General features: G+C 63.4%; 25 protein-coding genes and 2 tRNA genes. 10 read left to right on the forward strand and 17 right to left on the reverse strand.

The window, feature by feature from the left end; all coding sequences use genetic code 11:
- Positions 1–12 precede the first annotated feature (12 nt).
- Positions 13–360 carry a hypothetical protein gene (locus tag Q4G22_RS11330; RefSeq protein ID WP_303386014.1) on the forward strand — a complete coding sequence of 116 codons (348 nt, stop codon included), beginning with the start codon at positions 13–15 and terminating at the stop codon, positions 358–360.
- Between the two features lie 177 nt (positions 361–537).
- On the opposite strand, the gene Q4G22_RS11335 is transcribed toward Q4G22_RS11330, so the two are convergent.
- Positions 538–1,710 (reverse strand): deoxyguanosinetriphosphate triphosphohydrolase, encoded by a 1,173-nt coding sequence (locus Q4G22_RS11335; RefSeq protein WP_303386015.1) that lies wholly within the window; start codon positions 1,708–1,710, stop codon positions 538–540.
- Between the two features lie 69 nt (positions 1,711–1,779).
- Between Q4G22_RS11335 and Q4G22_RS11340 the strand changes: the two genes are divergently transcribed.
- The 3 genes from Q4G22_RS11340 to xth are packed head-to-tail and all read left to right on the forward strand — an operon-like array spanning position 1,780 to position 4,153.
- The gene (locus Q4G22_RS11340; protein ID WP_303386016.1) at positions 1,780–2,103 is read left to right on the forward strand and encodes an iron-sulfur cluster assembly accessory protein; all 324 of its coding nucleotides are present in this window, start codon (positions 1,780–1,782) and stop codon (positions 2,101–2,103) included.
- The gene (locus tag Q4G22_RS11345; protein ID WP_303386017.1) at positions 2,103–3,371 is read left to right on the forward strand and encodes a hemolysin family protein; all 1,269 of its coding nucleotides are present in this window, start codon (positions 2,103–2,105) and stop codon (positions 3,369–3,371) included. The genes Q4G22_RS11340 and Q4G22_RS11345 overlap by 1 nt, the downstream gene beginning before the upstream one ends.
- A complete protein-coding gene (gene xth / locus Q4G22_RS11350) occupies positions 3,368–4,153 on the forward strand; it encodes an exodeoxyribonuclease III (RefSeq protein WP_303386018.1) in 786 nt (261 codons plus the stop codon). The genes Q4G22_RS11345 and xth overlap by 4 nt, the downstream gene beginning before the upstream one ends.
- Before the next feature lie 84 nt (positions 4,154–4,237).
- Here xth and Q4G22_RS11355 read toward each other — a convergent pair whose 3' ends face one another.
- Positions 4,238–4,546, reverse strand: coding sequence for a phosphoribosyl-ATP diphosphatase (locus tag Q4G22_RS11355; RefSeq protein WP_303386019.1), 309 nt, complete (start codon positions 4,544–4,546; stop codon positions 4,238–4,240).
- On the reverse strand, positions 4,543–5,304 hold the full coding sequence (hisF, locus tag Q4G22_RS11360; RefSeq protein WP_303386020.1) for an imidazole glycerol phosphate synthase subunit HisF: 762 nt from the start codon (positions 5,302–5,304) through the stop codon (positions 4,543–4,545). The genes Q4G22_RS11355 and hisF overlap by 4 nt, the downstream gene beginning before the upstream one ends.
- A 169-nt stretch (positions 5,305–5,473) precedes the next feature.
- Here hisF and Q4G22_RS11365 point away from each other — a divergent pair, with 169 nt between their 5' ends.
- Positions 5,474–7,963: an FAD-dependent oxidoreductase gene (locus tag Q4G22_RS11365; RefSeq protein WP_303386021.1), complete on the forward strand. Its 2,490-nt coding sequence runs from the start codon at positions 5,474–5,476 to the stop codon at positions 7,961–7,963.
- Here Q4G22_RS11365 and Q4G22_RS11370 read toward each other — a convergent pair.
- The 9 genes from Q4G22_RS11370 to uvrA all read right to left on the reverse strand — a co-directional run bounded on the left by Q4G22_RS11370 (position 7,960) and on the right by uvrA (position 14,825).
- Positions 7,960–8,532 carry a TetR/AcrR family transcriptional regulator gene (locus Q4G22_RS11370; RefSeq protein ID WP_303386022.1) on the reverse strand — a complete coding sequence of 191 codons (573 nt, stop codon included), beginning with the start codon at positions 8,530–8,532 and terminating at the stop codon, positions 7,960–7,962. The two genes, Q4G22_RS11365 and Q4G22_RS11370, sit on opposite strands and share 4 nt — an antisense overlap.
- A gap of 334 nt (positions 8,533–8,866) precedes the next feature.
- A tRNA-Gly gene (locus tag Q4G22_RS11375) sits at positions 8,867–8,941 on the reverse strand.
- Positions 8,942–9,027: 86 nt separating this feature from the next.
- Positions 9,028–10,371 carry an esterase-like activity of phytase family protein gene (locus Q4G22_RS11380; RefSeq protein ID WP_303386023.1) on the reverse strand — a complete coding sequence of 448 codons (1,344 nt, stop codon included), beginning with the start codon at positions 10,369–10,371 and terminating at the stop codon, positions 9,028–9,030.
- A 133-nt stretch (positions 10,372–10,504) separates the two neighbouring features.
- A tRNA-Gly gene (locus Q4G22_RS11385) sits at positions 10,505–10,579 on the reverse strand.
- Between the two features lie 177 nt (positions 10,580–10,756).
- A complete protein-coding gene (locus Q4G22_RS11390) occupies positions 10,757–10,891 on the reverse strand; it encodes a hypothetical protein (RefSeq protein ID WP_303386024.1) in 135 nt (44 codons plus the stop codon).
- Positions 10,867–11,184 (reverse strand): hypothetical protein, encoded by a 318-nt coding sequence (locus tag Q4G22_RS11395; RefSeq protein ID WP_303386025.1) that lies wholly within the window; start codon positions 11,182–11,184, stop codon positions 10,867–10,869. Before Q4G22_RS11395 ends, Q4G22_RS11390 begins: the two co-directional genes overlap by 25 nt.
- Positions 11,185–11,269: 85 nt before the next feature.
- The gene (locus Q4G22_RS11400) at positions 11,270–11,644 is read right to left on the reverse strand and encodes a hypothetical protein (protein WP_303386026.1); all 375 of its coding nucleotides are present in this window, start codon (positions 11,642–11,644) and stop codon (positions 11,270–11,272) included.
- Positions 11,635–11,979: a 3-keto-5-aminohexanoate cleavage protein gene (locus tag Q4G22_RS11405; protein ID WP_303386027.1), complete on the reverse strand. Its 345-nt coding sequence runs from the start codon at positions 11,977–11,979 to the stop codon at positions 11,635–11,637. Before Q4G22_RS11405 ends, Q4G22_RS11400 begins: the two co-directional genes overlap by 10 nt.
- The gene (uvrA, locus tag Q4G22_RS11410) at positions 11,976–14,825 is read right to left on the reverse strand and encodes an excinuclease ABC subunit UvrA (protein WP_303386028.1); all 2,850 of its coding nucleotides are present in this window, start codon (positions 14,823–14,825) and stop codon (positions 11,976–11,978) included. Before uvrA ends, Q4G22_RS11405 begins: the two co-directional genes overlap by 4 nt.
- Positions 14,826–14,977: 152 nt before the next feature.
- On the opposite strand from uvrA, the gene Q4G22_RS11415 reads away from it, so the two are divergent.
- Positions 14,978–15,436, forward strand: coding sequence for a hypothetical protein (locus tag Q4G22_RS11415; protein WP_303386029.1), 459 nt, complete (start codon positions 14,978–14,980; stop codon positions 15,434–15,436).
- 523 nt (positions 15,437–15,959) lie between these two features.
- Here the strand turns inward: Q4G22_RS11415 and Q4G22_RS11420 are convergent.
- Genes Q4G22_RS11420 through surE form a run of 3 tightly spaced genes read right to left on the reverse strand, consistent with a single transcriptional unit; the run spans position 15,960 to position 18,577 of the window.
- Positions 15,960–17,096: a LysM peptidoglycan-binding domain-containing protein gene (locus tag Q4G22_RS11420; RefSeq protein WP_303386030.1), complete on the reverse strand. Its 1,137-nt coding sequence runs from the start codon at positions 17,094–17,096 to the stop codon at positions 15,960–15,962.
- A 35-nt stretch (positions 17,097–17,131) separates the two neighbouring features.
- Positions 17,132–17,779, reverse strand: coding sequence for a protein-L-isoaspartate(D-aspartate) O-methyltransferase (locus Q4G22_RS11425; protein ID WP_303386031.1), 648 nt, complete (start codon positions 17,777–17,779; stop codon positions 17,132–17,134).
- A gap of 3 nt (positions 17,780–17,782) precedes the next feature.
- Entirely contained in the window at positions 17,783–18,577 is a 795-nt protein-coding gene (surE, locus tag Q4G22_RS11430) for a 5'/3'-nucleotidase SurE (protein ID WP_303386032.1), read from the reverse strand.
- Positions 18,578–18,712: 135 nt separating this feature from the next.
- Between surE and Q4G22_RS11435 the strand changes: the two genes are divergently transcribed.
- From Q4G22_RS11435 to Q4G22_RS11445, 3 genes are read left to right on the forward strand one after another with little or no spacing between them, the layout of a single operon-like run.
- A complete protein-coding gene (locus Q4G22_RS11435; RefSeq protein ID WP_303386033.1) occupies positions 18,713–19,627 on the forward strand; it encodes a sulfite exporter TauE/SafE family protein in 915 nt (304 codons plus the stop codon).
- The gene (locus Q4G22_RS11440) at positions 19,624–20,466 is read left to right on the forward strand and encodes a TIGR02186 family protein (protein ID WP_303386034.1); all 843 of its coding nucleotides are present in this window, start codon (positions 19,624–19,626) and stop codon (positions 20,464–20,466) included. Before Q4G22_RS11435 ends, Q4G22_RS11440 begins: the two co-directional genes overlap by 4 nt.
- Positions 20,467–20,520: 54 nt before the next feature.
- On the forward strand, positions 20,521–20,928 hold the full coding sequence (locus Q4G22_RS11445) for a VOC family protein (RefSeq protein WP_303386035.1): 408 nt from the start codon (positions 20,521–20,523) through the stop codon (positions 20,926–20,928).
- A 42-nt stretch (positions 20,929–20,970) separates the two neighbouring features.
- Here the strand turns inward: Q4G22_RS11445 and Q4G22_RS11450 are convergent, their stop codons facing one another.
- Both Q4G22_RS11450 and Q4G22_RS11455 read right to left on the reverse strand, forming a co-directional pair.
- Complete coding sequence (locus Q4G22_RS11450) at positions 20,971–21,933, reverse strand: L-malyl-CoA/beta-methylmalyl-CoA lyase (RefSeq protein ID WP_303386036.1); 963 nt, start codon at positions 21,931–21,933, stop codon at positions 20,971–20,973.
- 143 nt (positions 21,934–22,076) lie between these two features.
- Entirely contained in the window at positions 22,077–23,420 is a 1,344-nt protein-coding gene (locus Q4G22_RS11455; protein WP_303386037.1) for an MFS transporter, read from the reverse strand.
- Between the two features lie 249 nt (positions 23,421–23,669).
- Here Q4G22_RS11455 and Q4G22_RS11460 point away from each other — a divergent pair, with 249 nt between their 5' ends.
- A complete protein-coding gene (locus Q4G22_RS11460; protein ID WP_303386038.1) occupies positions 23,670–24,530 on the forward strand; it encodes a D-amino-acid transaminase in 861 nt (286 codons plus the stop codon).
- Positions 24,531–24,541: the final 11 nt, after the last annotated feature.

Below are 24,541 nucleotides of genomic sequence, written 5' to 3' on the forward strand. Positions count from 1 at the left end.
GGAGGCTGGCCAATGAAATGGCGTCATGTGCAGGACAACTGGAATGCCTTCTACGAGGCGATTCTGGATCGCTGGCCCGAAACGAGCGAGGCTGATCTGGATGAAATCGACGGCGATCAACGCGCCTTCATCGCCTATATCGCTCAGGTTACGGAACAGGACCCGGCCGAGGCCCGTGATGAAATCCGCGAATGGCTGGCCGGGGAAATTCCGTCCGATGTGGTGATGGACCCGGCGCATGATAACCATTCGATCGCGCTGTCATCGAAATACGTCGGCGACGGCGAGGACGAATACGCCGACGACGCTCGCTTTGGCGATGACGACGACGAGAACGACGACTTCGATAATCGCGACTGACCGCACTGTCGCACGGGGGGCTGTCTGCCCCCCCACGCCGCGTTCCGCGGCTCCCCCCGAGGATATTTATCAACGAAAGACGACGCGGCGTTTGTCTTTCGTTTAAAAATATCCTCAGGGGGTGAATTGGCCGCAAGGCCAAGAGGGGGCGCGAGCGCCCCCTTTGCGACCGCGCTGTTAACCGTCCCGTTCGCCGACTCCGAACAGGCGCCCGTGTTCGGCCATGGCATAGCGATCCGTCATGCCCGCGATGTAATCCAGCACCACCCGCGCGCGCCCGGTTTCGTCAGGTGTCGCTTTGGCGATACCGGCCCAGTCCTCGGGCAGTTGCGTCGGATCATGCAGGAACAGTGGGAACAAGTCGTTCAGCACCCTGGTCACATGGGCGCGTTCGTCCACCACGCAGGGCGCGCGATACATGCGGGTGAAGAGGAACGCCTTGATCGCCTTGATGTTCTGATAGAGCGGCTTGGAGAAGCGAATGATCGGCCCGTCCATGGCGCGGATGTTATCGGCGGATTGCGGTTGCAGGCCGGTCAGGCGGTTACGGGCAACGGCGATTACATCCTCGACCATGATGCCAAAGACGCGGCGCAGCGCCTCGTGGCGGCGGCGCATCGGATCGAGGCCGGGGTGCAGCCGGTCCACTTCGGCAAAGGCGGGGCCGACGACGGGCAGTTCGGCCAGATCATCCTCGGTGAACAGACCGGCGCGCAGCCCGTCATGCAGATCGTGATGATTATAGGCCACGTCATCGGCCACGGCGGCCACCTGCGCTTCGGCGCTGGCATTCGTGTGCAGTTCCAGATCCCACGCCGCGTTCACCTCGGCCAGCGCATAGGGCAGCGGGCCAGTGACTGGGCCATTGTGCTTGGCGATGCCTTCCAGCGATTCCCATGTCAGGTTCAGCCCGTCAAAGCCCGCATAATGCCGCTCCAGCCGGGTGACGATGCGCAGCGCCTGGGCATTGTGATCGAATCCGCCGTAAGGGGTCATCAATGCCGCCAGCGCATCCTCGCCCGTGTGACCGAATGGCGGGTGGCCCAGATCATGGGCCAGCGCCACGGTTTCGGCCAGATCCGTGTTCAGGCCCAAGGCCCCGGCGATGGTTCGGGCGACCTGCGCCACCTCGACCGTATGAGTCAGGCGGGTGCGGAAATAATCGCCGCGATAGGCGTCGCCTTCCAGTTCGACGAAAACCTGCGTCTTGTGTTTCAGCCGCCGGAACGCGCTGGAATGGATGATCCGGTCGCGATCTCGCTGCCACGGGCTGCGAAAGGTGGACAGCGCCTCGGAGAACAGGCGGCCTCGGCTGGCGTCGGGCTGGCTGGCATAGGGTGCTGCGGTCATGGGGCTTCCTTGCGGCAATGCAGGGGTAAGCCTATATTCGGGGGAACACGACGAAAACGGGAACGCCCCATGAACCTGCCACCGAAAGTCACCGACCGCGCCTTTGCCCGGCTGGCCGAGATCAACGCCGGTGCCGCGCCGCGCCCCTTGCGGGTGGCCGTGGCGGGGGGCGGCTGTTCGGGATTTCAGTATGATATCCGGCTGGACGATGCCGCCGCTGACGATCTGGTCCTGAACGGCGGCGGTCAGACGGTGGTGGTCGATCCCGTCTCGCTGCCGTTTCTGGCGGGCGCGGTGATTGATTTTAGCGAAGAACTGATCGGCGCGCGGTTCGTGATCGAGAATCCGAATGCCGCGTCCTCTTGCGGCTGTGGCACCTCGTTTTCCATCTGATGTGGCTGGAAATCGCCATTATCCTGGCGCTGACGCTGGTGAATGGCGCGCTGGCCATGGCGGAGCTGGCGGTGGTCTCGTCGCGCCCCATGCGCTTGCAGGCGATGGGTGGGCGCGGGGCGGATGCGGCGCTGCGGCTGGCGGAAAATCCGGGGCGCTTTCTGTCATCGGTGCAGATCGGGATCACGCTGGTCGGTATTCTGAACGGTGCCGTGTCCGGGGCGACGCTGGGGCTGCGCGCGGGGACGGCGCTGGCCGGACTGGGCCTGCCCGCCACGCTGGCCGCGCCTTTGGGTGTGGGGCTGGTGGTCGCCGCGATCACCTTTCTGTCGCTGATCGTGGGCGAGTTGGTGCCCAAACAGATCGCGCTGTCCAACCCCGAAAAGGTCGCGGCGCGCGTGGCCCCGCTGATGACCGCTATCGCCCGGATCGCCGCCCCGCTGGTCTGGCTGCTGGATAGCACCGGGCGCCTGGTGCTGGGCCTGCTGGGTATCCGCAAACAGAACGCCAGCACCATCACCGACGAGGAAATCCGCCTGACGCTGGCCGAAGCGGCGCAAGCCGGTGTGCTGCTGCCCGCCGAACAGGCGATGATCTCGGGGGTGATGCGCGTTGCCGACCGGACCGCACGGGCCATGATGACGCCGCGCCGCGATGTCACGGTGCTGGACCTGTCACGGGGCACTGATGTGGTGCTGACGACGGCACGACGCGCGACCGTTTCGCGGCTGCCGGTGATCGACGGTAATCCAGATGATGTCAAAGGCGTGATCGCCCTGCGCGATCTTTTGCCCGATGGCGGCGCGCAGCCCGATCCGGCCAGCGTGATCCGCGAAGCTCCGGTGGTGCTGGACGTGGCCAGCGCCGTCGATGTCATCGGCAAGCTGCGCACCACACCGGCCCGCATGGTGCTGGTTTATGACGAATACGGCCATTTCGAAGGTGTGGTGACAGCGATGGACCTGCTGGGCGCGATCACTGGCGATTTCATCGACATCGAGGGCGAAGAACCCGACATGATCCGGCGCGAGGATGGCAGCTGGCTTGTCTCGGGTGCGGAAAACGCGGATGAATTCGCAGGCGAGACGGGCTATAGCCTGCCGCGCGGCGAATTTGCCACCGTCGCCGGTCTGGTGCTGCACCTTTTGGGCCGTATCCCGCGCACGGGCGAAGTGTTCACCGACCGGGGCTGGTGCTTTGAGGTGGCCGATATGGACGGGCTGCGGATCGACAAACTGATCGTGACCGCGCCAAAGGGGGACGGATGAAGATTGCGACATTCAACATCAACGGCATCAAGGCGCGCATTAACGCGCTGACTGACTGGCTGTCCGAAACCGACGCCGATGTGGTGGTTCTGCAAGAGATCAAATCCGTGGACGAGGGTTTCCCCCGCGATCACTTCACCGACCTGGGTTGGAACGTGGAAACCCACGGCCAGAAAAGCTTTAACGGCGTCGCCATCCTGTCACGCCTGCCGCTTGAGGATGTGACGCGCGGTCTGCCCGGCGATGATGCCGATGAACAGGCCCGCTGGATCGAGGCGAGTGTGATCGGCGATACGGCAGTGCGCATCGCGGGCCTGTATCTGCCCAATGGCAACCCGGCACCGGGGCCGAAATACGACTATAAACTGGCCTGGATGAACCGCCTGCGCAGCCGCGCCCGCGCGTTGCTGGCATCCGAAATGCCGGTGGTGATGCTGGGCGATTACAACGTCATCCCCGAAGCCCGCGACGCGGCCCGCCCGCAGGCATGGGTGGATGATGCGCTGTTCCTGCCCGACAGCCGCGCCGCCCTGCGCCGGATCGTATGGGACGGCTGGACCGACGCCATCCGTATCCGCGATCCCTTTGCCCTGCGCGGCCCGTTCACCTTCTGGGACTATCAGGGCAGTTCGTGGGAACGGGATAACGGCATCCGCATCGACCACCTGTTGCTGTCACCACAGGCCGCCGACTTGATGCAGGATGCGGGCGTTGACCGCGATGCGCGGGGCAAGGAAAAACCCAGCGATCACGTCCCGGTCTGGGTGACGCTGGCGGCGTGACTGGCAAACCTGCCCCTATCTTTGGTCCGAAAATATCCTCAGGGGGTGAATTGGCCGCAAGGCCAAGAGGGGGCGCAAGCCCCCCTACCGCGCCGCCTTTTCAGCGATGCCTGACACACCCTCGCGCCGCTCCAGTTCCGCCAGCACGTCGGCCAGCGTCACATCCCGCGCCGCCAGCATCACCAGCAGGTGATAGATCACATCCGCCGCCTCGGCGGTCAGGCGCGCGCGGTCGCCACGCACGGCCTCGATCACGGCCTCGATCGCTTCTTCACCGAATTTTTCGGCGCATTTCTCGGGGCCTTTGGACAGCAGCTTGGCCGTCCAGCTTTCGTCGGGGTCCGCGCCCTTGCGTGCGGTGATGGTGGCGGCAAGGCGATCCAGCGCGCTCATGTCCGCCTCACCGGGATACCGGCGGCGGCCATATGGGCCTTGGCCTCGCCGATGGTGTAGGTGCCAAAGTGGAAAATGGATGCCGCCAGCACTGCCGAGGCCCCGCCCTGCGTCACACCCTCGACCAGATGATCTAGCGTGCCGACCCCGCCCGAGGCGATGACCGGGATGTTCACCGCATCCGCAATGGCGCGCGTCAGCGGGATGTTGAAGCCGGTCTTGGTGCCGTCGCGGTCCATGCTGGTCAACAATATCTCACCCGCGCCGCGCGCCTCGACCGTGCGGGCGAATTCCACCGCGTCGATTCCCGTCGGGCGGCGACCGCCGTGGGTGAAGATTTCCCATTTCCCCGGCGCGACCGTCTTGGCGTCGATGGCCACGACGATACACTGGCTGCCGAACCGATCTGCCGCCGCAGCCACCACATCCGGGTCAGCCACCGCAGCCGAGTTGAACGACACCTTGTCCGCCCCCGCCAGCAACAGCGCCCGCACATCGGTATGCGACCGCACGCCGCCGCCGACCGTCAGCGGCACAAAGCATTGTTCGGCCGTGCGCGTCACCAGATCGAACATGGTGCCACGGTTTTCATGTGTCGCATGAATGTCGAGAAAGCAGATCTCGTCCGCGCCCGCCGCATCATAGGCCTTGGCCGCCTCGACCGGATCACCGGCGTCGATCAGGTCAACGAAATTCACGCCCTTGACCACGCGGCCATCGGCGACATCAAGACAGGGAATGATCCGGGTTTTCAGCATGGCGGTGTGATAGCGCGGGTGGCGGCGCAGGAAAAGGGGGCAGGGTGCCCGGTCAGGCGTGCAAGAGGTGCCGAATGTCGCATTCTGGCCGCAACCTGTCGCCTGCCCCTGTCGCGCGCGCGGACTGTCTGACTAGAAAAAGACGACAGGCTGACAGGGGATTCGGGCTATGAAGACACATGTAAAGGCGTTGGTTGTGGGTGGCGGGGCCGTCGGCTGCGGGATCGCGCTGCATTTGGCGCGCGCGGGCTGGGATACCATGCTGCTCGAACGCGACGAACTGACCGCCGGGTCCACCTGGCACGCCGCCGGTTTGCTGCCGCTGTTCAACATGGGCTATGCGACCAGCCATATCCATGATTATTCGGTGAAACTCTATTCGGGGCTAGAGGCGGAAACCGGGTTGAACGCGGGTTTCGCGCGCGTGGGCAACCTGCGCATGGCGCAGACCGATGCACGGATGGATGAATACATGCTGTATTCCGCCACCGCTGAAACCGTCGGGGTCGAACACGAATTCCTGACGCCCGCGCAGATCAAGGACCGCTGGCCGCTGGTGCGCACCGAAGACCTGAAAGGCGCGCTGTTTCACCCGACTGACGGTTATATCAACCCTGCCGATGTGACGCAGGCGATGGCCCGCGCCGCCCGCATGGCCGGTGCTTCGATCGAGCGCAAGATTCAGGTGAATGCCTATAAATGGACCGGCGATGAATGGATCGTCACCTGCGATCGCATGGTGGAAAAGGGCGGCAACCTTGTGCCCGCCAATGAACCCTTTGAAATCCACGCCGAACATGTCGTGACCGCCACAGGCAACCATGCACAGCGCACCGCCCGCCTGCTGGGGATCAAGATCCCCGCGATCCCGGTGGAACATCAGTATATCGTCACCGAACCCGATCCCGCGCTGGTGAAATGGCGGGCCGAAGGCAACCCCGAACACCCCGTTCTGCGCGATGCCGATGCGAAATGGTATGTGCGCGAGGAACGCGGCGGCTGGATTCTTGGCCCCTATGAACGCAATGCGCCGGCGCGGTTCATATATGACGTGCCGGAAAGTTTCCGCGCCGATCTGTTTCCGCTGGATCTGGAACGCATCGAAGAAGAATACATGTCGATGATCCACCGGATTCCAACCTCGGAAACCGTGGGCCTCAAGGACGATTTCAACGGCCCGATCTGCTATACGCCCGATGGTAATCCGCTGGTCGGCCCGGCACCTGGTCTGCGCAATATGTGGCTGGCCGAAGGGTTCAGCTTTGGTATCACCGCCGCCGGGGGCACCGGCTATTATCTGGCGCAGATGATGACGCAGGGCGAGGCCGAAATCGACATGGCCAGCCTTGATCCGCGCCGTTTCGGGCGCTGGATGACCACCGATTACGCGGTGAAAAAGAACGAGGAATGCTACGAACACGTTTTCGTTCTGCACCACCCCGACGAAGAACGCGAAGCCGCGCGCCCGCTGCGCACCGCGCCCGCCTATGACCGCCAGATCGCGGCGGGGGCGCAGATGGGGCAGGTGAACGGCTGGGAACGTCCGAACTACTATGCGCCGCAGGGCTTTGACGATCATGCCGCGCGGTCGTTCCGTCGCGGCGGCTGGTGGCAATATGCGCTGGACGAGGCCAAGGCGGTGCGCGAAACCGCCGGGCTGATCGACGCATCGGCCTTTGCCAAGCATCGGGTCTATGGTCCCGGCGCGACAGCGTTTCTGGACTGGTTCACCACCAATAAACTGCCCAAGGTCGGGCGCATCAACCTGACCTATGCCCTGACCGAAGCCGGAACCACGCGCACCGAATACACCATCGTGCGGTTGGCCGAGGATGATTACTATGTCATCTCTGCCGGGGCCTGGGCCGATTACGACGGCGACAACCTGCGCAAGCTGGCCGAGGAAATGGGTGGCGAATTCGGCCCCGTCATCATTCAGGACATCACCACGCAATGGGGCGTCTATGCGCTGGCCGGGCCGAACAGCCGCGCGATCCTGCGCGAACTGGTGCGCGACGCCGACCCCGACACGGTGCTGGGCAACAAGCGATTCCCGTGGCTATCGGTGCGCGACATCGAACTGGGCATGTGCCCCGTCCGCGCCATTCGCGTCGCCTATACCGGCGAATTGGGCTGGGAACTGCACTATCCCATCGAATTCGGCCGTTACCTGTGGGATGAACTGATTAAGGCGGGCGAAAAGCACGGGCTGAAACTGGTCGGCGCGCGGGCGCAGAACTGGCTGCGGCAGGAAAAATCCTATCGCGCCTTTGGCACCGAACTGGGCCGCGATGCCACCCCGCTAGAGGCCGGGTTGGATCGCTTTGTCGATCTGTCGAAATCCTTCAACGGCAAAGACGCGATGCAGGCCAAGGGCATCCGGTCGAAATGCGTCACCCTGCTGATCGACGGGCCGGATGACGCCGACCCGTGGGGCCGCGAGGGGCTGTTCCTGGACGGGCAGCGCGTCGGGCGGTTGACCTCGGGCGGGTATTCGGTGGCCTTTGGCAAGCAGATCGGCATGGGCTATGTCCGACCTGATCTGGCGGTGCCGGGCACGAAACTGAAAGTGCGCATGTTCCGCGAGCTGTGGAACGCCCAAGTGACCGAGGACAGCCCCTTCGACCCCGAAAACGCCCGTATCCGCGTGGACGGTTAAGACGTCTGATCTGTTGCAGCCGGTTCCGCCGGCTGCAATATGTCCATAACGCTCATAGCCTGCATCAGATCGTCCAGCGAGGGCGCACCAAAGGGCGGGGGCAGGCCGTTCACCCGTTCGGCACAGCCCAGCACGGCATAGCCATGTGCAACACACCAGATTACCGTCTCGATCATGTTCCGGTCGCGGCCCTTGATAAAGGGGGCTGTGGCAGTGCGCAGCGGTTCATAGGCATATCCCATCGCACTGACCAAATCTGCGTTATCATGATCCACATCGGTCTTGAGGAACATCAGATCGAACAGTGCCCCTTGATGCTGGGCAAAGTGGCAATAGGCGCGGCCCAGATTGCGCAACCTTTCGCGCGCCGGTTCGGGGTGGTCGGCCGCCACCGGCTGGTTCAGCGCATCACGCAAGAGCTTGCCGAAATCGCGGAATGCCTTGGTGGCGATGGCGGTCTGCAACCCTGACAAGCCGTCAAAGTGATGCGCCGGTGCCCCGTGCGACACCCCCGCCCGCGCCGCAGCGCCACGCAGGGTCAGCGGCTCGCCTGACAGCAAGATTTCCATTCCGGCCTGGATCAGACGCTCTGACAGGGGAAGGGACAAATTTTTAATCGTCATCTTGTCCATCGTTGCTGATTTTCTTGACAGATGTAGCGGGATGCAGCAAAGGACGGGCGGAGGTTTACAGTGTCAGATTTGTCCGCATCCCGGTGGCAGGGGGATGTGAACCGGACTGTTGCCTTTTTAACCAGTCCTGCCAACCTTTTCCCGACCCGACCCGACCCGACCCGACCCGACCCGACCCGACGGTTGTATGTGTTCGCTGTCCGGCGGCATCTTACAGGTCATCGGATCGCCACAAATAAAAACGCCGCCCTTACAGGCGGCCTTTGCCGACTGGAGCGGGCGATGAGATTCGAACTCACGACCCTAACCTTGGCAAGGTTATGCTCTACCCCTGAGCTACGCCCGCACTCCGTTTCGGTGCGCAGGATGTAACGCCCGGCGCAGCGGGGTGCAAGGGGGGCGGCGCGAAAAAATCCGTGCCGCCCGTCCATGTCAGCGCGCCGCCAGAAATTCAGGCACATCCAGCAGGATGAACTCGTTCTGTGCCGCCTCGCCCAGCTTGCGCCCGGCGGAAAACGGCAGGTTGTTGTCGTTGGCGACCATGATCTGCGTGTTGCTGACCGCCATCACGTTTTCGATGGTAAAGAAGGGAAAGGTGAACGGCCCGTCCCCCATGCGCGAGGTGTCCAGCCGCGCCAGCCCGTCCGGGTCGGCGATGTTCATCAGGTCGATATGACCGATGCGGCGCATAAAGCCATCGGCGTCACGGTCGGCGGTATCGACCAGCACGATACGCTTGTGCAGCGCCGGGTTCGGGTAACAATCCTGCGCCGGTTCGCCCTGGCATTTCAGCGACGGGTCGCCCTCGCCATTGTCGCGCTCGATTACCAGCGCGCGGGTATTGTCGATAAAGTTGAAATCGCCGATGGCGGTGGCCCCTTCGGCCAGGGCAAAGCGCGCAGTCTCGCCGGTCCATTCACCCGCCGCCGGATCAAAGATCAGCACGCGCAGGAAATTGCCCTCTGGTTCGCCGCCTTCGGCCAGCAGCGGCTTTTCCAGCATCGCCCACAGCAGGTTGGTGCCGGGTTGCAGGGCCATCCCTTCGTAACCGCCGGACCGCTGGCTTTGATAATCCGTGCCCGCCGTGGCCGGAATGCGCAGGGCAGGGTGGTCGGGGCTGCGCAGCGGCTGGCCGTCGATCAGCGTCGGATAAACGTCGATGATGCGCCCGTCCAGCCCGGCGCGGATCAGCCACGGGCCGAATTCGTCGCCGATCCAGACCTCATCGTTCAGCACCTGAATGCTTTCGGGGTCGAAATCAGCCCCGGTCAGATAGCGGGAATCGCTGCCCTCATAGGCGATGCGGAACGGCACCTTGTGATCGGGGTCATGCAGAAACACGGTTTCGGTGATCGCGACCTTGCCCGATTCAAAATCCGGCGTCATGCGGTTGAACATCAGCAGCGCGTCGGGGCTGTTGGCTTTGGACCCAAAGCCGTTGTCGATCAGCACATAGACTGCGCCATCCTCGGCCCGGTTCATCGCAAAGCCGGAAAAGCCCTGAATCGGTTGCCCCAAAAACGGCAGGCTGATGCCGGTCGGATGGCTGCCATAGGCCGCGCCGGTATCGCCGGGCCTGGTCATCGGCTGGCGGTTTGGGGCTTCGCCGGTGAACTTGCCCGACACCCAGGCATCGCGAGGTGCGTCGGCGGGCGGGGCGGTCATGGTCATCGCCGGAACAAAGGTGTGCCCGGCCAGCGTGGCGGGAAAGCTGTCCTCGGCCAGTGCGGGGGCGGCGGCGGTCAGAATGGTTGCGGTCAGAAAAAGGTGGCGCATGACGATCCCATTGAGTTGTCGATGGGGCGGTTATGCGGCGCGATTATGACGAAAGCTGCGCGCTGTCGTGACAAGATGATGACAACCGGCGCATTGGCCGGTGATCGTCTGACAGCAATGGCTGGAAAGAAACTGGAGCGGGCGATGAGATTCGAACTCACGACCCTAACCTTGGCAAGGTTATGCTCTACCCCTGAGCTACGCCCGCACTCCGTTTCGGTTTGGCGCGTTTAATCGGAGGATGTGCCGGGCGCAAGAGGAAAAATACAAGCGCGGCATTTTTCCGTTCCGTAGTCCGTGCGGCGGGGCTGGGGCGCGCAAAAGGGGGCCGGATGAACACTGCCGATCATCTGCTGGATTTCCTGCGTCGCGGGCTGGCCACCGGTCATTCGCTCGACCAATTGCCCCACGGCCAGCCCGGCGACATGGCGATGGCCAGCGCCAGCGCGGCCAGGGCCATCAGCGCACCTTCGATCCGTTGCCAGATGACCGGCGTCACGCGGCGGCCTTGGCCAGCCATGCGGCCAGTGCGGCATCATCCAGCGCGGCCAGTTCCTGCGCCTCGGCCGGATCTTCCAGATGAATAAGTGCCACAGCCTCGCCCGCGCGGGTGATGATGATGAATTCCCCATCCTCGCTGCCCGCGCCGCCGAATTCGGCGCCATAGCCCTGCGCCGCGATGGCATGGATCAGCCGTTCTGCCTGCGCCTCATACGCGGGCGAAAACCGTTCCCAGATTTTCACCGGCACGTCGCCGGTCAGGCCCCACGCGCGGGGCAGGTCGTCAGGGGTGCGGGGAAAGGTCGGGGTCATGATCGGGCCTCTGGCTGGATGGATGCAGGATAGATCGGAAGGTTAAAGATTCAGTGAAATCGTGTGGCCAAGAGGTCAGGACGGCTTAGGTGGTCAGCATTACCCGCGCCGCTGTCGCCAGTTCGGCATTGTTCGCGGCACAGCCATCGGGTGCGGTCAGCACATCTTCCAGCCCGATGCGCGCGGCCTCGCACCCCCAGTTGCGGGCGCGGACGACGAAATCCCATGCGGTGCCGTCAACGCCGTGCAACAGCACCGGCAGATCGGGCAGATCGCGGCGGATGCGGGACAGCATGACCCGAGCCACCGGCTCGTTGCCGCTCAGGTCGCCCGTATCCATCTCGATCATGGCGCGGACGGCACCCGCCGCCGGGTCGGACAGGCCCAACAGCCGGTCTAGATCGGCAAGGCTGGCAAGGCCAAGCTCGATCCCGATACCCATGCGGCGCATCAGTGCCATGACCTCGGGCGCGTCCGGTTCGGAAAGATAACGTAATCGGGCTTGTCAATCCAGGCCGCCATGTCCTCCAGTCGCCCACGCGCGGGCGTGATCCAGTTTCCGGTGCTGATACCAGCCGCCATGCCGGGCGCGACGAGGCGGACGGCGCGCAGATGCGCCGCGACATGGTTGGGGGCCGGCGTTTCCTGTGCCGCATCATCGCGCGGATGCAGATGCAGGCAATCGGCCCCCGCCGCACGGCAGGCCGCAGCATCCGCCGCCACCTGATCCGGTGTCAGCGGCAGATGCAGGGTATCCGCTGATCGCGCACCGTTCAGGGCGGCTTGCAGGATCATTCCGCCGCCCGCACTCTGGCCCCCAGCATTGGCCCAAGATAACGGCCCGTGTGGCTTTCGCTGATGCGGGCCACGTCTTCGGGGGTGCCGGTCGCGACGATCCGACCGCCGCCGTCGCCGCCTTCGGGGCCGATGTCGATGATCCAGTCAGCGGTCTTGATAACGTCCAGATTGTGTTCGATCACCACCACTGTGTTGCCCTGATCGACCAGTTCGTGCAGCACCTCCAACAGTTTGCGCACGTCTTCAAAGTGCAGGCCGGTGGTGGGTTCGTCCAGAATATACAGCGTCCGCCCGGTGGATCGCCGCGACAGTTCCTTGGACAGCTTGACCCGCTGCGCCTCGCCCCCGGAAAGCGTCGTCGCCTGCTGGCCGACCTTGATATAACCAAGTCCCACCCGCATCAGCGCGTCCATTTTTTCGCGGATCGAGGGCACCGCCTTGAAAAATTCCTGCGCGTCCTCGACCGTCATATCCAGCACATCAGCGATGGATTTGCCCTTGAACTGAACCTCCAGCGTTTCGCGGTTATACCGCTTGCCCTTGCAGGTTTCGCATTCGACATAAACGTCAGGCAGAAAGTGCATCTCGATCTTGATGACGCCATCGCCCTGGCACGCCTCGCAGCGGCCGCCCTTGACGTTGAAACTGAACCGGCCGGGCTTATAGCCCCGCGCCTTCGATTCAGGCAGACCGGCGAACCAGTCGCGGATCGGGGTAAACGCGCCGGTATAGGTCGCCGGGTTCGACCGAGGCGTCCGCCCGATGGGCCGCTGGTCGATATCGATCACCTTGTCCAGCAGCTCAAGCCCCTTGATCGTTTCGCAGGGTGCCGGCGTCTGCCGCGCGCCGTTCAGACGCATGGATGCCGTCTTGAACAGTGTCTCAATCGTCAGCGTCGATTTGCCGCCGCCCGAAACGCCGGTGACGCAGACGAACTTGCCCAAGGGGAATTCAGCGCTGACGTTTTTCAGGTTGTTGCCGGTCGCGCCGACAACCTTGACCGCCTTGCCGTTCCCCTTGCGGCGCTGGCCGGGCACGGCAATCTCACGCTGGCCCGACAGATATTGCCCGGTCAGACTGGCCGGGTCGGCGGCGATTTCCTCGGGCGTGCCTTTGGAAACGACCGTGCCGCCATGCACCCCCGCGCCCGGTCCCATGTCAAAGACGTAATCCGCGTGGCGGATCGCGTCTTCGTCATGTTCCACCACAATGACCGAGTTGCCCGCGTCGCGCAGCCCTTTCAGCGTATCCAGCAGCCGGTCGTTGTCGCGCTGATGCAAGCCGATCGAGGGTTCGTCCAGCACATACAGCACCCCGGTCAGCCCGCTGCCGATCTGGCTGGCCAGCCGGATGCGTTGGCTTTCGCCGCCCGACAGCGTGCCCGCCGCGCGGCTAAGCGTCAGGTAATCCAGGCCGACATTCACAAGGAAACCAAGGCGTTCGCGGATTTCCTTTAAAATCGCGGTGGCGATTTCGTTTTTCTGTTTCGACAGGCTGGCGGGGGCGGCCTGCACCCAGTCCAGTGCCTCGCGGATCGACAGTTCGACGACCTGCCCGATATGGCTGCCGTTGATCTTGACCGCCAGCGCCTCGGGTTTCAGGCGATAGCCCTTGCAGGCACCGCAGGGACGGTTGTTCTGATATTTCTCGAATTCTTCGCGCACCCAGGCGGAATCGCTTTCGCGCAACCGGCGTTCCATGTTGGGGATTACCCCTTCAAAGGCGCGGCTGATCTGATAGACCCGACCCGCGTCGTCAAAGCGGAATTCGATTTCCTCTTTACCAGACCCGTGCAGGAACAGCCGCTGCACATCGGGCGACAGATCCTTCCAAGGGGTTTTCTTGTCGAAGCCGAAATGTTTCGCCAGCGCGTTGATGGTTTGCGTCAGATAGGCGGATTTCGACTTTGCCCATGGCGCAATCGCCCCCTTGTCCACCGACAGGGCGGCATCGGGCACGATCAGCCGTTCGTCAAAGAACAGTTCCACCCCCAGCCCGTCACAGACCGGGCAGGCCCCGAACGGCGCGTTGAACGAAAACAGCCGTGGTTCGATTTCGGGAATGGTGAAACCCGACACCGGACAGGCAAAGTTCTCGCTGAAGGTGATGCGCTCGGGTTCCTCGGTCGCGGTTTCCAGAATGGCGATGCCATCGGCCAGATCCAGCGCGGTGCGCAGGCTGTCGGCCAGCCGCGTCGCAATATCGCCGCCGGTCACGATCCGGTCTACCACTACGTCAATATTGTGGCGGAATTTCTTGTCCAGTACCGGCGGTTCGTCCAGCTCATAGAACTGGCCGTTTACCTTGACACGCTGGAAGCCCTGCTTGCGCAGTTCGATAAACTCTTTCTTATATTCGCCCTTGCGGTCGCGCACGATGGGGGCCAGCAGATAGGCGCGCGTGCCCTCGGGCATCGCCATGATGCGATCCACCATGTCCTGCACCTGCTGCGCCTCGATCGGCAGGCCGGTGGCGGGGGAATAAGGGGTGCCAGCGCGGGCGAACAGCAGCCGCAGATAGTCATAGATCTCGGTCACGGTGCCCACGGTGGACCGGGGGTTTTTCGAGGTGGTTTTCTGCTCGATGCTGATCGCCGGGGACAGGCCGCTGATGTGATCGACATCGGGCTTGCCCATCATGTCCAGAAACTGCCGCGCATAGGCCGACAGCGATTCGACATAGCGGCGTTGCCCCTCGGCATAGATGGTGTCAAAGGCCAGCGAGGACTTTCCCGACCCGGACAGCCCGGTAATCACCACCAGCTGATCGCGCGGAATATCCATGTCCACGCCTTTCAAGTTGTGTTCGCGCGCGCCGCGCACCTCGATGAACTTCTGTTCCATGGCGTGTTTCCTTTGGTTCAAGCGCATCAGATAATGCGCGCGTAGACAAAAGCAACTGAAAATCGGGAACGAAGGTAGAACAAAATCTGACTTTATTGATGGCACATTGCTGCGATATGGTAGAGTGAACATATCGAATCGAAAGGTGCCCGATGACCCGCCTTGCTGCGATCCTGCTGTCTGTCGCGATGCCCGTTGCTGCCACTGCCGATGTCGTGCTGACCGGGCCGGATGGGCTGAATGTCACGCTGACCGCCGAAACACTGGCTGCGATGCCGGTGCAAGAGGTCGATACCGTCCACGGCGGCAGCCGGGGCGAGATGCGCGGCCAGTATCGGGGTGTGCTGTTGTGGGATGTGCTTGCCGCCCACACCGATCTGGATGATGACGTGAAAACGGCGCTGCGCTATACCATCCTTGTCACGGCGACCGACGATCATCAGGTGGCTTTTTCGGTCGGAGAGATCGCCCCCGGTTTTGGCGCCCGCCCGATCATGGTCGGGTTTGAACTGGACGGCGCGCCGATCCCCGACGGGCTGCGCATGGTCGCGCCGGGCGACGAACGTGGCGCACGCTATGTCAAGGGCGTGGTCTCGCTGGACATCCGTTAAGACTGTCCCCGCCCACCAGCCTCCGCTTGCTTGATGCTGGCGATACCGCTGGTTTTTGATGCGCCCTTTCCGGCCTTTCCACAGGCAGGATCACACCGCCGCGTGATACCGGGGGAAACTGGCCGCGCTGGTTGTCGCAACGGCCTGCGATTGTAGCAAAATCCCCACCTGCGCGGCCTTGTTCTGACCATGCTGGTCAGGAATATCGACCATGCTACCCAGCCAAGGGTGCCGGACCCACCGCAGATGCCGGTCTCTGACCCCATGCTGTTCCGGTTCGCCTGGGCCGCCTTTGGGCTGATTGACACGCGGGGCGACTCAGCCAGGTGCGGACCCGAGCGGGGTTCGTTGGATCAGCGATGTGATCGCAGGGGAATGCGTGGGCTGCTGGCGGGGCATCGACCTGAGATGGCCCGCCTTGCGCGGTGCCTGCCGTAGCTGACCATGCACCACCATCGCGCCAGACAGCAGGCGCGGCAAGCCTTGGTTTCCCAAAGGCCGCGCCTGCAAGGCAGTCGGAGCGTCAGAACATCCCTTCGGGATCAACGCTGTCAAAGCCGCGCCGGATTTCGAAATGCAGCACGCCGCTTGATGTGGATTTCCCCAAAGCCTGCCCCCGGCTGACAGCATCACCGCGCGATACGGTCAGATCGTCCATCCCGGCATAGACCGACAGCATATCGTTTTCGTGGCGGACCACGACGATGGGCGTGCCCTCGGTGTCGCGGGTGATCGCGGCCACGCGCCCGCTTGCCGCCGCGTTGATCCGTGTGCCTGCGGGGGCGGCGATGTCGATGCCTTCGTTCCGGCCCTTGGCATAGGGGCGGATGATCGGGCCGTTCACCGGCATCGTGAACCTGCCGCGCGTGCTGGCCGCTGTGCGGGTCGCGCCCAGATCGGGGCCTGCGGGCGGCGGGGCCGGAGTTGCTGCGGCGGGCGTCCGTTCGGTCGGCAAGGCGCGCGACGCGGACGGAGGCTGGGGCGTGGGGCTGCCGGTGCCGGGGGCGGTCACGGCGACGGTGCGAGTTTCAGCCCCCGCCTGTGCGGCAGAGGCAGAGGCGGGGGCGGCCAGACCGGCAACCGGGATCAGCAGCCGCTGACCGGGCCGCAGGCTCATGTCCGAGGGCAAGCCGTTCCACGCCGCCAGATCGGCTACGCTGACGGAATAGCGCCGTGCAATGGACCACGCCGTTTCGCCCGCCGTCACCACATGCTGACGTGGCGCGGCAGAGGCAGGCGCCGCCCCCGCGCTTTGCTGCGCCGCGGGTGTGGGGGCAGCCGCGGTCCGGTTGCCGCCACCGCCCGCGCGTGCGGTGGGCTGACCGGGCAGGGCGACCACGGCCCCGGCGTGCAGCGGCACATTGGCGGCGATGGCGTTATAGCTGGCCAGTTGCGCCGCGTTCAGCCCCAGCCGGGCGGCGATGGCGGTGATCGTATCGCCCTGCCGCGCCACGGCGACGCGGGTGTTCTGAAAGGTGATGACGCCCTGTGCATCCGGGGCCGGGCGCGGCTGCGCTGCTTGTGCTGCGGGCGCGGTGTTCAGCGTGCCGGGGATCATCCCGCGCAGGTCTATATCCATGCCGCCGCTGCCCTGTCCGGTGCAGGACGCCAGAACCGCCAGCCCGGCTGACGCAGCCAAAGCCCTGAATGAATTGTGCATTTTATTGCCCTTTTCGCCTGTGTCGTGGCCGGGGGTCATGTCTGACCCAACCCCTCGACCAGCGGGACGAACCGCACCTGACGCAATTCGTCATAGTCGAACCCATCTTCGCCCCGGCGCACCCGGATCAGCGTTTGCACCGCATCCGACTGCCCCACCGGCACAACCATGATACCGCCGATCTTGAGCTGTGCCAACAGCGGCCCCGGAGGGTCTTCGGCGGCGGCGGTCACAAGGATGCGGTCAAAGGGCGCCTGATCCGGCAAGCCGCGCGATCCGTCGGCCACCTGCGCGGTGATATTGGTCAGCCCCAGCCGATCGAACAGCGCCTGCGCCTCGGTCACAAGGCGGCGGTGGCGGTCCACCGTATAGACGCGCCGCACCAGCCCCGACAGCACCGCCGCCTGATAGCCTGATCCGGTCCCCACCTCTAACACCGTGTCGCGCGGCCCGGTTTCCAGCGCCTGCGTCATCAGCCCCACGACCGAGGGCTGGCTGATCGTCTGCCCGCAGGGAATCGGCAGCGGCATGTCGTCATAGGCGCGTTCGGCGAACTGGCCGCGCACGAACTCGCCCCGGTCGATCCGCTCCATCGCGGCCAGAACACGCGGATCGGTCACCCCGCGCGAGCGAAGCTGGAACAAAAACCGCATCTTGCGTTCCGAGGCGTCGTCATCTTCCATCGCTCAGCCTTCGTTCAGGGCCGCCGCCACACCGGGCAGCGAATCGCGGCAGGTCAGATCGGCACGCATCGGCGTGACGGCGATATAGCCGTCCAGATTGGCCGCCACATCGCTGCCCGGTGTAGCACTGGCATTTTGCGGCCCGCCCGAAATCCACAGATACCGCCGCCCGTTCGGTGCGTCAAAAGGCTGCATCGCAAAGCGCGACCCGCCGCGCCGCCCCTGCGGCGTCACCCGGATGCCGCGCACGGCCGTGGCGGGCAGAGGCGGAAAGTTCACGTTATAGAACAGCGGGAAATCGGCCTCGCTGCTCCAGTCGCCGTGATCCAGAATGGCGCGGATCACGCGGGCGCCGTGCTGGCGTGCGGCCTGAAACGGATCGTCCAGAGCGGCGGTTTCGGGGCCAAGATATTGCGACAGCGCAATGGCGGGCACATCTTGCAGCGCCGCCTCCATCGCGCCACCGATGGTGCCGGAATACATGACGTTTTCGCCCGCGTTATTGCCCCGGTTCACCCCCGACAGCACCAGATCGGGCGGATTATCGGCCATCACATCCGAAATGGCGGCCATCACGCAATCGGCCGGGCTGCCCTCGGCGGCAAAGCGGCGCGGGCCAAGCTGCGCCACCATGGTCGGGCGGGAATAGCTGATACAATGGCCGACGCCCGATTGTTCAAAGGCAGGGGCGACGGTCCAGACCTCGCCATCCTTCCCGGCGATCTCGGCGGCGATTTCGGCCAGAACCTCCAGCCCCGGCGCGTTGATCCCGTCGTCATTGGTAATGAGAATGCGCATCGCCGCCCCGTTTCGCTGTCACTTTACGTCTGATTAACGGTGCATGGTGTAGTCATCAAGGCACAGCGGGCGCAAAGCCCTTTGACGCCGCCCCGCAGCACGGGCAGGATAGGGAAAGGGCACAACAGGCAGGCCATGCAGATCTACCTTCCTATCGCCGAAGTTTCGGTCAATGCGTTCACGCTGATCGGCCTTGGCGGCATTGTCGGATTGATGAGCGGGCTGTTCGGCGTCGGCGGCGGCTTTCTGATTACGCCACTGCTGTTCTTTATCGGTATCCCCCCCGCCATCGCGGTGGCGACCGGGGCCAATCAGGTCGTCGCCTCGTCGGTCAGCGGGGTGCTGGCGCATCTGAAGCGCAAGACGGTCGATTTCCGCATGGGCGGGGTCTTGCTGGCGGGGGGGATGGTCGGGTCGTGGCTGGGCGTCTGGGTCTTTACCCTGCTGCAACGGCTGGGGCAGGTCGATCTGGTGGTGCAGCTTTGCTATGTGGTGTTTCTGGGCCTGATCGGGGTGATGATGTTGCAGGAAAGCCTGCGCGCCCTGTCTGCCAGCCGCAAACCCGCCGTGCGCAAGCGGCTGCATCAGCATAATTGGGTGCATCGCCTGCCGCTGAAGGTGAAATTCCGGGCGTCGGGCCTGTATATCAGCGTTATCCCGCCGCTGGTGGTCGGGCTGCTGGTCGGGGTGCTGGCCGCGATCATGGGGGTGGGCGGCGGCTTTATCATGGTTCCGGCGATGATCTACCTGCTGGGAATGCCGACCAAGGTCGTCGTCGGCACCTCGCTGTTCCAGATCACCTTCGTCACCGCCTTTACCACGCTGATGCACGCGGTCAGCTATAATACCGTGGACATCATGCTGGCGGTGCTGCTGATTGTCGGTGGCGTGACCGGCGCGCAGCTTGGCACGCATCTGGGCGCCAAACTGCGGGCGGAACAGTTGCGTATCCTGCTGGCGCTGCTGGTGCTGGCCGTCTGCGGCAAGCTGGCGCTGGATCTGTTCCTGCGGCCCGACGATCTGTATTCCATTGCGGTGGGCCAGACATGAGGGCGTTTGTGCTGGCTGCATTGCTGTTCGCCCTGCCTGTTGCCGCCGCTGCGCAGCAGCCCGATGATACCTATCCCACCTATCGCGATTTCGGCCGCCCCGCCGATGAACCCGGCGTGCCCCCCCCGCAGGAAGAGGTGGTCGCGGGCCTGTCCAGCGATGCGGTGGCGATCACCGCCAGCTTTGACGGGTCCGACATCCTGATCTATGGCGCGGTCAAGCGTGAAACCCCGATCCCCCCCGGTCCGCCCTTGCAGGTGATCGTCACGGTCGAGGGGCCGGGGCAGGTGCTGACCATCCGCCGCAAATCGCGCAAGCTGGGCATCTGGTTGAACACCGAATCGCTGCATGTGGGTGCGGTGCCCAGTTTTTATGTGGTGACAACCTCGGCCCCGTTGTCGCAGATTTTGCTGCCGGAATACGACACCCGCTATCGCATCTCGGTGCCGCTGGCGATGCGCGCCTTTGCCGGGCCGGTTCAGGTCGAGGATACCGTGCCCTTTACCGAGGCGCTGGTCCGTCAGCGCCAGCAGGACGGGATCTATCGTCTGGACGAGGGCGATGTTCACATCGCCGAACAGACGCTGTTCCGCGCCGACGTGCGGCTGCCTGCCAATCTGATCGAGGGCGAATACCGCACCCGCATCTTTCTGTTGCGCGATGGCCGGATCATCGACGTCTATCGCGCCCCGATCGAGGTGCGAAAGGTCGGGCTGGAACGCTGGCTTTACCGCATGGCCTTTGACCAGCCGCTGCTTTACGGGTTGATGTCATTGGCGGTCGCCGTGATCGCGGGCTGGGGCGCGTCAGCGGCCTTCCGGCTGGTGCGGCGGAGCTGACTGCCGGTGCCAGCTTTCCCGACTTGAGACCGAAACCAACGCAAGGAACATCGAATGCTGACTGTCGATGCTGTCGATCATCTGGTTATCAACGTCACGAACGTCGAGGCGTCAGCGGCATGGTATGCGCGCGTTCTTGGCATGAAGCGCGTCGATAACCCGGCGAGCGGGGGCCATATCAGAACCAGCATGATGTTCGGGCAAAGCAAGATCAACCTGCGCCCCGCCGATTTCAGTCAGGATCTGTGGTTTACCGGGCTGGTGCCCGCGCCGGGCAGCGATGACATCTGTTTTCTGACCCAAAGCACACCGGACGAGGTGGTGCGGCATTTCCAGGACTGCGGGGTGGAGATTGTCGAAGGGCCGACAGATAAAAGCGGCGCCTTGGGGCGGCTTTGTTCGGTCTATATCCGCGACCCGGACGGGAACCTGATCGAAGTGTCGTCCTACATCGACTGCTGAGGCGCTGCGCCTGCCCAGAAGGCTGCGCAGCGCGCGTATGTGTCATCCTTTGGCGGCGATCTTGTTGGCCTGATCGACGATGACCTGTGCCTGTTTGATCGAGGCGATGTCCACCAGCCGCCCCTTGTAAACGGTCGCGCCTGCGCCGGTGCGGGTGGCCTCGGCCATGGCGGCCAGAATCTCATGTGCTTCGGTCACGGCCTTGTCGCTGGGCGAAAACACCTCATTTGCCAGCGCCACCTGACTGGGATGGATCGCCCATTTCCCGACCATCCCCAGCGTGGCCGAACGCAGCGCCTGCGCGCGAAAGCCCTCGGGGTCGCTGAAATCGCCGAACGGACCATCGACCGGCAAAACGCCATGCGTGCGGCAGGCGGCCACGATCTTGGCCTGCGCCCAGTGCCACGGATCGGACCAGTATTTCGCCCCCTCGCGGTGCATGTAATAGTTTTCCTGCGTCCCGCCGATGCCGGTCGTCGCCATGCCCATCGAGGCGGCGAAATCGGCCGCGCCAAGGCTGATCGCCTCCATCCGGGGGGATGCGGCCGCGATTTCTTCGACATGGCATATGCCGGCGGCGGTTTCGATAATCGCCTCAAACGCAATGGGCTTTGCCCGCCCCTTGGCCTTTTCCACCGCCGTCACCAGCGCATCGACGGCATAAATGTCGCTGGCGTTCCCGGCCTTGGGAATCATGATCTGGTCCAGCCGGTCCCCGGCCTGTTCCAGCAGGTCCACCACGTCGCGATACCAGAACGGCGTATCCAGCCCGTTGATCCGCACCGACAGCGTTTTGTCGCCCCAATCCACGTCACCGATGGCCTGAATGACGTTCTTGCGCGCCTGTTCCTTGTCGTCGGGCGCAACGGAATCTTCCAGATCAAGGTTGATGACATCCGCCGCCGAAGTCGCCATCTTTTCAAACAGCGCGGGGCGAGAGCCGGGGCCGAACAGCTGGCAGCGGTTCAGGCGGGCGGCGGGCAGAGGCTGGGTGCGAAAGCTCATCTTGGGCCTTTCGGAAAGTTGCGTGAAAATCTGCCTGATGGCTAGATTATTGCCACACCCCATGCAAGGCGCATCTCGCACCCGCAGCAAAAAGCCGCGCCAGCAAAACCGGCGCGGCTGAATTTTCAGTCAGGGCAGGGCGGTCAGTGACCGCCAGCCGCCGGTATCGGCAGGTTGCTGGCCGGTTGGTTCGGCTTGGTGCGGATCATCAGCGTCGCCAGTGCCGCAAGGATCAGCAGCACACCGGCAAAACTGATGGCCGTGCTGGGGTTCGATCCAAGGAAGGTTTTGTAGATAAACCCGAATGTCACCGTCTCGATCAGCATCGGGATCACGATCATCATATTGATGATGCCCATGTAAACGCCATAGCGTTCCTTGGGGATCTCGGTCACGGCGATCAGATAGGGCACGCCCATCATGCTGGCCCAGCCGATCCCGAACCCGATCATCGGCACGAACAGCATGTATTTGTTCGAAATATGCGGGAAGATCAGCAGTGCCGCACCTGCCAGCGTGACGGCAAAGGCATGGACCATCTTGGGTGCCCAGCGATGCGCCAGCCAGACCAGACCAAAGGCCGATGAAAAGGTGACGACGTTATAGAAACCGTTGACCAGCCCGGTCCAGCCCACCGCCTCTTGATACAGGGCATGGTCGGCGACGGTGGCGTTCCAGACAGATTTCGCAATGGAATGCGATACATACTGCCAATAGATGAACATCGCATACCACTGGAACAGATAGACCAGCGCCAGTTGCCACAATGCGTTGGGCATCACGCGGATGGCGTCAAAGATTTCCGTAATGGCGGCAAACAGCCCTTTGGGCTTGGCGCGCAATTCGGCCAGTTCGGCTTCGGTCGGCGGGTTTTCGGGCGTGGACAGCACCGAAACCAGCACCGAGCCAATCGAACAGATCGCGCCGACATAGAATGAACCGAACACCCAATAGGGAATGCCCGATTCCGTCACGCCGCCAATATATTTCTGGAACACATACAGCGAGACGTTCGCCAGCGTGATCCCAAGCCCTGTGAAAAAGCTCTGCATCAAAAAGCCGGTGGCGTGCTGACCAGCGGGCAGTTTGTCGGCGATAAAGGCGCGGTAAGGTTCCATCGCGGTATTGTTGCTGATGTCCAGCATCCACAGCAGCAGCACGGCCATCCAAAGCGCGGTGACATGCGGATAAAAGAACAGACAGATCGAACAACCGATAGCGCCGATCAGGAAATATGGCCGCCGGCGACCAAGACCCGGAATCCAGGTGCGGTCCGACAGTGCGCCGATGATCGGCTGCACGATCAGCCCCGTCACCGGCCCCGCCATGTTCAGCAGCGGCAGCTGTTCCGGGTTGGCGTTCAGAAAGCTGAACACCGGGTTGATTGCCGTTTGTTGCAGGCCAAAACTATATTGAATCCCGAAAAAGCCGAAATTCATCAACATGATCTGGCGAAATGTCATCGCCAGACGTGGATCGACTGCCATTCTTTCCCCCATTTGACAGACCGTATGAACGGCGGATTCGTAGACACCCCTTCCCGAATCACTTTTCCGTTGGCGGTAGCGATAGCGCAAACACAAGAATTTTATAGTCACAATATTGTCGCATGGCGCGGCGTTGGGCAGGATCGCTCCTGCACAGCAGTTTCTGCTTGATTTTTAGGCAAACCCGGCAAGCCTTGACGGGCGATCCCTTTCGGCGGAAACCCCCCATGTCAACAAGAGGATAGCGACATGACCCGCACCGTCTATGTGAACGGCGATTACCTGCCCGAAGATCAGGCCAGGGTTTCGGTTTTCGATCGGGGTTTTCTGATGGCAGACGCGGTGTATGAGGTGACCAGCGTGCTGGGCGGCAAGCTGATCGACTTTGCCGGGCATCTGACCCGGCTGAAACGCTCGCTGGCCGAGCTTGAGATGACCAATCCGCACAGCGATGACGAATGGCTGGCGATCCATCGCCGCATGGTGGCGGATAACGGCATCGACGAAGGGCTGATCTATCTTCAGGTCACGCGCGGCAACCCCGGCGACCGCGATTTCGCCTATCCGTCCGCCGACACCGCGCCGACCGTGGTTCTGTTCACGCAGGCCAAGACGCAACTGGCCGACAGTCCGGCGGCCAAGGTCGGCATCAGCGTTATTTCCGTGCCCGACCTGCGGTGGAGCCGCCGCGACATCAAGACGGTGCAGCTTTTGTATCCGTCGATGGCCAAGATGGCCGCCAAGGCGGCGGGTGCCGATGACGCGTGGTTCGTCGAGGATGGTTTCGTGACCGAGGGCAGCAGTAACAACACCTATATCGTCAAGGATGGCGTCATCGTCACCCGCGCGCTGTCGAACGATATTCTGCACGGTATCACCCGCGCCGCCGTCCTGCGCTTTGCAGCCGAGGCGCAGATGAAAATCGAAGAGCGCAACTTTACCATTGCCGAGGCTCAGGCGGCGGATGAGGCGTTCTATACCTCCGCGTCGTCCTTTGTGATGCCTGTGGTGTCGGTTGACGGGGCGTCGGTCGGTGACGGCAAACCCGGCCCGGTGGCGGCTCGCCTGCGCGACATTTACCTTGAGGAAAGCCGCAAATCGGCGGTCTGACCCGCCCCAGG

Source organism: Paracoccus sp. (in: a-proteobacteria) (genome assembly GCF_030538655.1).
In the GTDB taxonomy this organism is placed as follows: Bacteria; Pseudomonadota; Alphaproteobacteria; order Rhodobacterales; family Rhodobacteraceae; genus Paracoccus.

Excerpts from the sequence above, each read along its gene's own strand:
- Q4G22_RS11330 (WP_303386014.1), top strand. The coding sequence starts at position 13 with ATGAAATGGCGTCATGTGCAGGACAACTGGAATGCCTTCTACGAGGCG.
- Q4G22_RS11335 (WP_303386015.1), bottom strand. The coding sequence starts at position 1,710 with ATGACCGCAGCACCCTATGCCAGCCAGCCCGACGCCAGCCGAGGCCGC.
- Q4G22_RS11340 (WP_303386016.1), top strand. The coding sequence starts at position 1,780 with ATGAACCTGCCACCGAAAGTCACCGACCGCGCCTTTGCCCGGCTGGCC.
- Q4G22_RS11345 (WP_303386017.1), top strand. The coding sequence starts at position 2,103 with ATGTGGCTGGAAATCGCCATTATCCTGGCGCTGACGCTGGTGAATGGC.
- xth (WP_303386018.1), top strand. The coding sequence starts at position 3,368 with ATGAAGATTGCGACATTCAACATCAACGGCATCAAGGCGCGCATTAAC.
- Q4G22_RS11355 (WP_303386019.1), bottom strand. The coding sequence starts at position 4,546 with ATGAGCGCGCTGGATCGCCTTGCCGCCACCATCACCGCACGCAAGGGC.
- hisF (WP_303386020.1), bottom strand. The coding sequence starts at position 5,304 with ATGCTGAAAACCCGGATCATTCCCTGTCTTGATGTCGCCGATGGCCGC.
- Q4G22_RS11365 (WP_303386021.1), top strand. The coding sequence starts at position 5,474 with ATGAAGACACATGTAAAGGCGTTGGTTGTGGGTGGCGGGGCCGTCGGC.
- Q4G22_RS11370 (WP_303386022.1), bottom strand. The coding sequence starts at position 8,532 with ATGGAAATCTTGCTGTCAGGCGAGCCGCTGACCCTGCGTGGCGCTGCG.
- Q4G22_RS11380 (WP_303386023.1), bottom strand. The coding sequence starts at position 10,371 with ATGCGCCACCTTTTTCTGACCGCAACCATTCTGACCGCCGCCGCCCCC.
- Q4G22_RS11390 (WP_303386024.1), bottom strand. The coding sequence starts at position 10,891 with ATGGCTGGCCAAGGCCGCCGCGTGACGCCGGTCATCTGGCAACGGATC.
- Q4G22_RS11395 (WP_303386025.1), bottom strand. The coding sequence starts at position 11,184 with ATGACCCCGACCTTTCCCCGCACCCCTGACGACCTGCCCCGCGCGTGG.
- Q4G22_RS11400 (WP_303386026.1), bottom strand. The coding sequence starts at position 11,644 with ATGGCACTGATGCGCCGCATGGGTATCGGGATCGAGCTTGGCCTTGCC.
- Q4G22_RS11405 (WP_303386027.1), bottom strand. The coding sequence starts at position 11,979 with ATGATCCTGCAAGCCGCCCTGAACGGTGCGCGATCAGCGGATACCCTG.
- uvrA (WP_303386028.1), bottom strand. The coding sequence starts at position 14,825 with ATGGAACAGAAGTTCATCGAGGTGCGCGGCGCGCGCGAACACAACTTG.
- Q4G22_RS11415 (WP_303386029.1), top strand. The coding sequence starts at position 14,978 with ATGACCCGCCTTGCTGCGATCCTGCTGTCTGTCGCGATGCCCGTTGCT.
- Q4G22_RS11420 (WP_303386030.1), bottom strand. The coding sequence starts at position 17,096 with ATGCACAATTCATTCAGGGCTTTGGCTGCGTCAGCCGGGCTGGCGGTT.
- Q4G22_RS11425 (WP_303386031.1), bottom strand. The coding sequence starts at position 17,779 with ATGGAAGATGACGACGCCTCGGAACGCAAGATGCGGTTTTTGTTCCAG.
- surE (WP_303386032.1), bottom strand. The coding sequence starts at position 18,577 with ATGCGCATTCTCATTACCAATGACGACGGGATCAACGCGCCGGGGCTG.
- Q4G22_RS11435 (WP_303386033.1), top strand. The coding sequence starts at position 18,713 with ATGCAGATCTACCTTCCTATCGCCGAAGTTTCGGTCAATGCGTTCACG.
- Q4G22_RS11440 (WP_303386034.1), top strand. The coding sequence starts at position 19,624 with ATGAGGGCGTTTGTGCTGGCTGCATTGCTGTTCGCCCTGCCTGTTGCC.
- Q4G22_RS11445 (WP_303386035.1), top strand. The coding sequence starts at position 20,521 with ATGCTGACTGTCGATGCTGTCGATCATCTGGTTATCAACGTCACGAAC.
- Q4G22_RS11450 (WP_303386036.1), bottom strand. The coding sequence starts at position 21,933 with ATGAGCTTTCGCACCCAGCCTCTGCCCGCCGCCCGCCTGAACCGCTGC.
- Q4G22_RS11455 (WP_303386037.1), bottom strand. The coding sequence starts at position 23,420 with ATGGCAGTCGATCCACGTCTGGCGATGACATTTCGCCAGATCATGTTG.
- Q4G22_RS11460 (WP_303386038.1), top strand. The coding sequence starts at position 23,670 with ATGACCCGCACCGTCTATGTGAACGGCGATTACCTGCCCGAAGATCAG.